Genomic DNA, 9640 nt, shown 5'->3' with positions numbered 1-9640 from the left:
ATATCCTTTATAAGCTTTGAAGTCGTACAATATAGCATTTTGGATTTCCCTGTTTCCCCGATCATTCACCCCATCTTTATCCGATGCATTCATCTTCTCAAAAATATATCCACCCACTGCATAATCTCCACCATCTGTAGCTCCAACTGCGAAATTATGTTTGCTGCAGTATCCCCGCCAGTTTTCAGCAGGATTCAATTTTTCCATTCCTTCACGAGCTGTTACTCCAGGGTAAGCTGTCACATCCCAACCGCCCATAATTCTGAAATATTCATCACCAGAACGTTGAAACAGCGTCAATCCGTCTGTCGTATAAAAATTATAACAGTCGGCAAAAGAAGGAGCACTCTCCAAACCGTCACAACGAACAGAAGCCATATTAACCATAATATGATAATCCGGTGTTTTCTTTATCAAATCGTCATTATTAAAGAACCATCTTGTTCCCTGATACATGCCGGAACAATAATTTTCCATCCTGATATCATTCCGATCCACTTCCTGCTTCAATTGCAATAGCTCCTGCTGTTCTTCAAGAGAAAATGAATCTTTCCAATAGGTTATGACATTATTCAACAGTCCGGAATAAGGTATAGACGTTCTTTCCGGATTATAGACCGCCGAATATCGATCCAAACAAGGCAAACGATGTCCTTTATAATAATACCAGTTTCCTCCCCGGAAAAAATTCATAAGTGCGGCCGTATTTTCTGGCTTCATTTTTTTTTCCCACGGAGTTCCTCTCAAAGTATTCAAAATGCCTAATGCACTGGCTGTTCCATGAATGGGATACCCCCAAATAAGGCACTGGTTACCATGCCCCCAGCCTGCACCGTCAGCAGTAAACCCTTCCCTCCAAAAAGCTTCGTAATAAGTATTTTGTGAAGTAACGCTGATAGCACCTAAACAAACCTCAGCCACAACATCAACCATCGGTATAGAACTGAACATCGCTGCTACCGGCAAGAGTGCACGGTATCCTAATCCATTACCTCCAACCCACCAGACATGATTACGGAAGCGCTCCACCGAAACCACATTCTTGTCTGTTTCATCATTCCTATAAGGTTGTGTCCAAGCCTGCAGACCTACCGTTTTCAACATTTCACAAGCTTCGGTCACCAACCGTCCAGCTCCTCCGGCTTCCGCCTTGTCCATTTCACTAAGATAACAAAAATAAATATTAGTAGCCATAGTAGGAGTTCCAAAACAAGAGTCCAGAAAACGGGTTGATTCATTTGGACGCCCTGATTCCAGACTAGTATAATGAATAATTGATTTCCACACTTTATCCGAAGTAGACTTTTCGACAGACAATTCTCCTCTACGATAAGCATCCCCTACTATCCAAAGACGAGCCAGAGCTATACTTACCACATCAGCAACAATATTTTGTGTTTCCCTTAGATGCCTTTGGATTTCGCTTTTCTGCAGATATTCTTGTTCTTTTTTCTTCAAGTCCACGAAAACTCCCTCTATATCAATCATATCCAGACACTGTTCGGCTGTAAGAGATTTTCCCAGTTGGTAATAACGATAAGGTCGTACCGCAAAATCTGAACGAAGTTTCTTTATAGCTTCTCTCTTCCCACTATTGTTTACTCTCAAGCCTTCATTATAGTAACGGCGGCAATTATCAATAGCACTTTGCCTTTCTGCTCTTTGTCCATAGCTTATCAAACTAAGTAATAAAAACAAAATCAAAAATCCTTTATTTTTCATTTCTGTATTTTTATAAAGATATATTACTACAAAGTTCTATTTAATTAAGAATAAATAATGTAAATCAGCAGTTGAATATTGTTTTTCATTTATCAAAAATACTATCATTCAGTAAATCATATCATCAATTCTATCCTCAACCTCATTAAAAAAATCAATATATTAGCAAGGTAATACCACTCATTTTTCTAATTATGATTCCTAATTGGGGCAAAATTAAAACTGATTATATATCTACAGTATTTACGAATCTTCATTCAATATATACTTTTACCAATGAATAACGATGCAAATAACAGAAAAAAAAGACAACTTCTATGTACTCTGCATACAGAGTAATTATATTATTGTTCAAAAGCAAAAAGAAATAGAATATGAAATCTAATATCTTTCTTGTTTTATTTCATTAAAAAAACACTTTCAACAAAAGTGAAGAAAACATACATTAACTAGTTATAATAAGCCATATATAAAATTTTATGCGAATTATATTTGTTATCCTCTCTTGCATATTCTATATTTTCTTCATAAACTTGCAACACGTTTCATAAAAGACTCGGAAAACTAAACACGCTCAAAGAAATTATGAAAACATGTCTCCTTACAATTTTCTTGATTTTATTTATTCCTTTACAAATACAAGCTATACATTTCAACAAATTGAATACCAAAGACGGGTTGGCACATCCATCTGTATTTGCCATTACTCAAGATTCATTAGGTAGAATATGGTTTGGTACAGCAGAAGGTATCAGCGTCTACGATGGTAATACTATTACATCCTACAAACCAAGTTTTAATACAAACGATATATCTTCATTCGAAGGAAGTATTGTAAGCAATATTGTATGTAGCACGAATGGTGATGTATTTTTCCAAACGTCCGAAGCACTCGTTAAATACAACATACGTAAAAGGACTTTCCAATCAATCCAGAACAAAGGAAATTTACCCCTATACAGCCAGCAAGGTGCCATATGGGTAGTTATTGACCATACACTATATCGGTGGAATGAAGATAAAGAAGAACTGGTTCCTCAAATAGAAAAGCTCCCAACTGCTAATACTCGCGCTCTTGTAATTGACAAGAAAGGCCGAAAGTGGTTTTCCTACTATGGTGGAATCTTCTACACAGATGACGACAAACACTTTAATCAGATTATTAATAAAATAAGCATGACAAGCATGTTTCTTTCAAGTAATGGTGATATTTGGGTAGGAAGTTCCAATGACGGATTATTCCGTATACAACCAGACGGTACTATATTAACATACAACACCTCTAACTCATTATCCAAAGGATTACATGACAATAAAATCCGGAAAATCACTGAAGATAAATATGGAAACATCTGGTTTGGAACATTCACTGGACTCTATCGATATAATTTACAAAATGACAAATTCACCTCCTATACGAGAGAGAATAAATCTGGAAGTATTACAGACTCTTCAATTCATACGGTGTTCGTTGACAAGAGTGGCATTCTATGGATAGGTTCCTACTTCGGTGGCGTTAACTATGCATCTATCAATCAAAATTCATTCAACTATTACAATACATCAGATCACCCCAATACACTCTCCCACCCTGTAGTCGGCTGTATGGCAGAAGATAGCCAAGGAAATATATGGATATGTACAGAAGGCGGTGGACTCAACATGCTTAATCCAAAGAAAGAAGCAATCACCCGCTTTAACTCTACTGAACCTCCTTTCTTTCAGCCTCACCCAAATCTAAAATCAGTTCTGCATGATCCAAAGTCAAAATTGCTATACATCGGGACTTATGGCAAAGGATTATACACATATAATCCATTCACAAATACGTTTAAGGCAGAAATCGGACAAGATAAAACTTCCGACCTCAATATCATTAACACCATAATCCAAAATGGAGATAACCTTTTCCTCTCCGCTGCTAAAGGTATTTACATCTATTCTTTAAAAAGAAAAGAAGCTCAATTATTTTATAAAACAAACAAGTCCTCACACGTTCTTCTGGATACAGATACTTGCCTGTGGGTTGCAGTCAACGAACAGCTTTGTAAATTTGACATAAAAACGAGAAAACAACTTTCCGTATATAATCTGCGTAAACAAGGATTTGCCTGTACAATCAGACAAATCTTTGAATCATCTCAAAAAGAGATTTACATCACTACATCACAGTACGGCGTAATGAAACTGAACCGAAAGACTCAACTTTTTGAACCCTTTCCTCAAACCCCTTCTTCACTACTTAACCAATATTGTTACCGGATAGCTGAAACATCAGAGCACAATCTAATTGTCACAGGTGATAATGGAATCGCATTTATGAGTGAAAAAGGAGTTATACAGCAGGTGCTTTCCGTTGGAAGTCCGTCTCTCCCATTAGATGCCTTCACTTCAGATTGTGGACTGAAAGTTGATCGAGAAGGGCAAATCTATATCGGTGGAACTAACGGACTTGTTATTATGAAAGAAAAAAAAGAAAATCTCTCTATAAACGACCAGTTATATTTTACTGAGCTTTATGTTCACAATAACCTAATCACTCCCAACGATCCAACCGGAATTTTATCCAACGAGTTGCCTTTTACTCAAGCAATTTGGTTAAATCACGACCAAAATAAGATTGAAATCCAGTTTTCTTCCACAGCTCCGGTCAATGAAAGTCAAAATTTGTATAAATACCGTTTAATAGGTATCGACAAGACCTGGTATCACACAAATCAAAAATCCGTCTCCTATACAAATTTACCCCCAGGAAAATATACGCTTGAAGTACAGAGAGCTAACCTATATCAAACGTTTCCTACGGCACGTCTAAAAATCACCGTACGTTCTCCTTGGTATACCAGTTGGTGGGGTTGGACATTGTGGACAACCATACTCCTATCCTGTACCGGACTTACCTATCGTACGTTGTATGCACGTAAAAAGCTGAAAAACACTATTAGGAAAGAACAGATGGAAAAGCAACACATCAAAGAACTTAATGAGGCTAAGTTCAAATTCTTTACAAGTGTAAGTCATGAATTTAGGACTCCCCTCACACTAATTATCGGACAGTTAGAAATAATACAACAAGAAAACGAACTGACACAGGTCACCCGTAATAGATTCGGTAAGGTAATACACCAATGCAGGCTACTCAACGACCTAATTACCGAACTCATTGAATTCAGAAAATACGAACAAGGGCATTATATGTTACATGTGTCTCCGTATCCCATTAACCAGTATATTGCAGATATTTGCAACAGTTTTCAAGAACTCGCCTCTCAACGTAATATACAAATCAAGATGATTCCATGTAAAGAAGAGCTTGAGGTATGGTTTGATGGAAAGCAAATAAAAAAAGTAATCTACAACTTACTTTCTAATGCATTTAAATATACTCCCGAAAACGGTACTGTCAGTATAACCTTAACATCCGACAGAGCCACAAACCAACTGCACATATCTATAACTGACAATGGGGTAGGCATAGAAGAAAAAGATCTACCTCACATCTTTGAACGTTTTTATCAAGCAGACAATGAAATACAAGACCAGAAACAGTTCTTCCGAGCAGGCATAGGTTTGGCGTTAGTAAAAAGTATAGTGGAAAAACACAAAGGAAATATACATGTTAAAAGCCAACCCAAACAAGGTTCTATTTTTACGCTCAGCCTACAGTTGGGTAAAGAACATTTAACCAACCATCCTCACGTCCGTTTCACAAAAGAGCAGGACAATACTCTTCCCCTACTACCGGATATACCTCTGCCTCCAAATGAAAAAAATGACACTGAAATGGAATTATTGATAAAACAAGAAAAACCTATTATTGTCCTAATCGAGGACAATACGGAACTTTTAGAGGTTCTAGTAAATATCTTCACCCCACTCTATACTGTTAAAACGGCTATCAACGGTCAAGAAGGACTGGACATAATCCGCAAAGTTAGCCCTAATCTGATAGTAAGCGACATTATGATGCCTGTCATGACGGGTACAGAATTGTGTAATATAATAAAAAACAATATCGAATTCTGCCACATCCCTATCATATTGCTCACTGCATTAAATATGCCAGAACAACATTTGAAAGGATTATTGTATGGAGCAGACGATTATATATGCAAACCTTTTAGACCACAAATTCTGTTAGCCAGATGCAATAACATCATCCGTTCACGTAAAATTCTGTACAACCAATTTGCCCAGAAAACAGAAATTGACCTTTCCTTATTAGCAACCAATAAACTGGACAAGGAATTTCTAGACAAAGTAACAGTAATCATTGACGAAAATATATCTAATCCGGAGTTTAACATTGATCAACTGGCCCAAAATATGTACATGGGGCGTACCTCGTTCTATACCAAATTCAAGTCTCTGACAGGTATGTCACCCAGAGATTTTATGATCAAGCACAAACTGAAACAAGCCATGATACTACTCAAACAGAATAGAGAATTGTCTATCAAAGAAATATCAAATACAGTAGGTTTCAGTACCCCAAACTATTTTTGTCGTCTTTTTAAAGAACAATTTAATATATCTCCCAATCAATTCAGATTAAAAGTTCAAGAAAAAAAGGATAACAATCCAACAGTTGAATGCGAATCGGAGTAAGTATAGTAAAATTCAATTTATATCTGAGACAAGAAATGAACTAAACTCACTACAAACTCACACAAAGTAATCCGATCTGATGAAACGCAGATTAACGCAAATAGACACAAATAAAAGTCAGCTATTTTCTCCTCCTATATATCTCTAAGCCTCATTCTTCCCCCAAAACAAAGAATGAGGCTTTTTCATTTTATAGTTGACAATGAGAAATATTACCCTTACTTTTGCTTCCTAAAAAATATTGTATGCCAGAAACACTTCCAATTCATTTTGCCCCGTTACAAGGATATACCGACGCGATCTATCGTAATGCGCATTCCGCAATCTTTGGTGGAATAGATACTTATTATACCCCCTTTATCCGACTCGACAAAGGAGCGTTCCGGAATAAAGATGTTCGGGATATAGAACCAGGAAATAACGAAGTCCCCCATCTGATACCCCAACTTATCGGACATGAGGAAGAAAAAATTGAGACCATTTTATCCCTTTTCATCGAAAGGGGATATAAGGAAGTAGATATAAATATGGGGTGTCCGTTTCCTATGTTAGCCAAACGTCACAACGGCTCCGGCATCCTTCCTTTTCCCAAAGAAGTAGAGAAACTATTAGAAATCACCCAAAGACATCCGGAAATAAATTTCTCTGTAAAAATGCGTCTGGGATGGGAAAATGCTGAAGAGTGTCTGAAGTTAGCCCCTATATTGAATGTATATCCATTGAAACATATCACTATGCATCCGCGATTGGGAAAACAGCAATATAAAGGAGATACCGATCCGAAAGGATTTGCCGCCTTTGCAGAAGTCTGTCGCCACCCTTTGATTTATAATGGAGATATTAGTAATATTGAGGATATAAAACGTATTCACGACAGTTTCCCCACTCTATCCGGAATCATGATTGGAAGAGGGTTACTGATGAATCCTGCTTTGGCCATCGAATATAAAGAGAAAAAGTCCCTTTCCACCGAGGATATGAAAGAGAGACTGTACAAAATGCACAAGATTGTATTTACCCGTTATGAAGAACGACTTGAAGGCGGCGAAGATCAATTACTCAACAAAATGAAAACTTTTTGGGAGTATCTTGAACCACAAATCGGTCGTAAAGCATGGAAAGCAATACACAAAAGCACAAGCCTGGCAAAATATAATGCAGCAATAGGGCTACTCTAAACCAGAATGAATAGGACTTTAACCGACTAATAAAGTAATATGCTGATTTTTAATAAAGAATCATACAATTGTTACTCAGTTTTTTAGCATTCTAAAAGAGGATTCCGATATAAACAATATGATTATATTGGTGGACAGAATTGTTTTTCCTATTTTTGCCAAAAAGCGAAGATAAGCTGTACCTTGGCATAAAAAATGAACAAGCTCATTTTATTCTATTCTCGGTTTGCATTATCTTTGTAGCTAATGAAAAAGAATCAAGCATCACCTTTATGACAAATGTAATAAACAAGATAAATTCTTTGTATCCACTCTCTGATGATACCCTACAAACTTTAAAGGAAAATGTAACAATCTGTCATTTCCCCAAGAAGTATAAATTGATAGAGGCAAATAAATTTTGTAAATCGGCTTATTTCATTGAAAAAGGAATGACTCGCTCTTTCTGGCTGGTAAACGGAGAAGAAATAACAACTTCCTTTGCATACGAAGGAAGTATTGTTTTCAGTATGGATGAGCTGTATTATAATAAGATAAGCGAGGAATTTGTGGAAACGCTTGAAGAAGTTGTTGCGTATAAGATATCACTCACCGACTTGCTCCGGCTATTTCAAAACAATATCGAACTGGCCAATTGGGGAAGAATCATTCATCAAAACGAATACAGACGTTTGCACCGTTCACACAAAGATCGATTGACACTCTCTGCAAAAGAGAGGTACGAAGAGTTTAAGCAACAGTTTCCTCAAGTATGTCAGCGGGTGAAACTGGGATATATTGCATCTTATCTGGGAGTAACACTTCCAACACTCAGTCGTCTTAGAGCACATAAATAGTTTTCATATCCGGCAAGATTTTGTCGCAGGACAATTTTTTAGATGTATAAGTTCCGTAACTTTGGCGCGTCGTCAATGACACTACTACTAATAATAATTTGAATTATAGATTTAACATGAAAAACATCTCTGCTTCTGCATTTGCAGACTCTAAACCTCACTACGAACTCCTTGACGGGCTGAGAGGCGTTGCGGCTCTTGTAGTTATATGGTATCATATATTCGAAGGCTACGCTTTTGCCAGTAATGGTACTATTGACACTCTCAATCACGGATACTTAGCTGTAGACTTTTTCTTTATCCTTTCGGGGTTTGTTATCGGTTATGCTTATGATGACCGCTGGGGGAAGGGTCTTACTATGAAAAATTTCTTTAAACGTCGTTTGATACGTCTTCATCCTATGGTAATCATGGGTGCCGTTTTAGGCGCTGTTACATTCTATCTTCAAGGGTGCGTGCAATGGGATGGAACACATATTGCCATATCAATGGTGATGTTGTCTCTTCTCTGTACGATATTCTTTATTCCTGCGATGCCGGGAGTGGGCTATGAAGTTCGTGGCAACGGTGAAATGTTTCCTTTGAACGGACCTTGCTGGTCGCTGTTTTTTGAGTATATAGGAAATATTCTTTATGCCTTGTTTATTCGCCGCTTGTCTAATAAGGCATTAGCTGTACTTGTAGCAGTGTTGGGAGTTGCATTGGCATTATTCGCGGTTCTTGATATATCTGGTTATGGAAATATAGGAGTGGGCTGGACATTGGACGGTGTAAACTTCGCCGGCGGGACATTGAGAATGCTTTTCCCTTTCTCTATGGGTATGCTTTTGTCACGTAACTTCAAGCCTGTAAAGCTGAAAGGTGCCTTCTGGATATGCACAATTATTATGATTACTTTGTTCGCAGTGCCTTATCTGGAAGGTGCAAAACCGTTTTGCATAAATGGTGCTTATGAAGTATTTTGTGTTATTGTAGCTTTCCCTATCCTTGTCTGGCTGGGAGCATCGGGAACCACAACAGATAAGAAGTCAACCGTGATATGCAAGTTTTTGGGAGATATATCTTATCCTGTCTATGTAGTACATTATCCTATTATGTACTTGTTCTATGCGTGGTTGATTAAAAATCAGCTCTATACTTTGGGTGAAACCTGGCAAGTTGCTTTGTGTGTTTACGCATTGAGTATTGTGCTGGCTTATCTTTGCCTGAAGCTATATGATGAACCTGTAAGAAAATGGTTAACCAGAAAGTTCCTGGCTAAGAAATAAGACTATATCTTTTCTACCAGAACATGAG

At 37.3% G+C, this 9640-nt stretch carries 5 protein-coding genes; 4 read left to right on the top strand and 1 reads right to left on the bottom strand.

Annotated features, from left to right (window positions below; all coding sequences use genetic code 11):
• On the bottom strand, positions 1-1722 hold a 1722-nt coding region (locus QX565_RS09635; protein ID WP_289292657.1), incomplete at its 3' end, for a polysaccharide lyase family 8 super-sandwich domain-containing protein.
• Between the two features lie 585 nt (positions 1723-2307).
• Here QX565_RS09635 and QX565_RS09630 point away from each other — a divergent pair.
• The 4 genes from QX565_RS09630 to QX565_RS09615 all read left to right on the top strand — a co-directional run bounded on the left by QX565_RS09630 (position 2308) and on the right by QX565_RS09615 (position 9612).
• The gene (locus QX565_RS09630) at positions 2308-6330 is read left to right on the top strand and encodes an ATP-binding protein (RefSeq protein WP_289292656.1); all 4023 of its coding nucleotides are present in this window, start codon (positions 2308-2310) and stop codon (positions 6328-6330) included.
• A 245-nt stretch (positions 6331-6575) separates the two neighbouring features.
• Entirely contained in the window at positions 6576-7508 is a 933-nt protein-coding gene (locus QX565_RS09625) for a tRNA-dihydrouridine synthase family protein (RefSeq protein WP_221648476.1), read from the top strand.
• A 272-nt stretch (positions 7509-7780) separates the two neighbouring features.
• The gene (locus QX565_RS09620; RefSeq protein WP_221648475.1) at positions 7781-8344 is read left to right on the top strand and encodes a Crp/Fnr family transcriptional regulator; all 564 of its coding nucleotides are present in this window, start codon (positions 7781-7783) and stop codon (positions 8342-8344) included.
• Between the two features lie 116 nt (positions 8345-8460).
• Positions 8461-9612 carry an acyltransferase family protein gene (locus QX565_RS09615; RefSeq protein WP_221648474.1) on the top strand — a complete coding sequence of 384 codons (1152 nt, stop codon included), beginning with the start codon at positions 8461-8463 and terminating at the stop codon, positions 9610-9612.
• The last annotated feature ends 28 nt before the right edge of the window (positions 9613-9640 follow it).

The organism is Bacteroides sp. 41_26, assembly GCF_949740115.1.
GTDB classification, from domain to species: Bacteria; Bacteroidota; Bacteroidia; order Bacteroidales; family Bacteroidaceae; genus Bacteroides; species Bacteroides nordii.
Note: the sequence above shows the minus strand (reverse complement) of the source record. Positions and strands in the feature narration are given on the sequence as shown.

Coding starts and splice junctions, on each gene's coding strand:
- QX565_RS09630 (WP_289292656.1), top strand. CDS start 2,308: ATGAAAACATGTCTCCTTACAATTTTCTTGATTTTATTTATTCCTTTA.
- QX565_RS09625 (WP_221648476.1), top strand. CDS start 6,576: ATGCCAGAAACACTTCCAATTCATTTTGCCCCGTTACAAGGATATACC.
- QX565_RS09620 (WP_221648475.1), top strand. CDS start 7,781: ATGACAAATGTAATAAACAAGATAAATTCTTTGTATCCACTCTCTGAT.
- QX565_RS09615 (WP_221648474.1), top strand. CDS start 8,461: ATGAAAAACATCTCTGCTTCTGCATTTGCAGACTCTAAACCTCACTAC.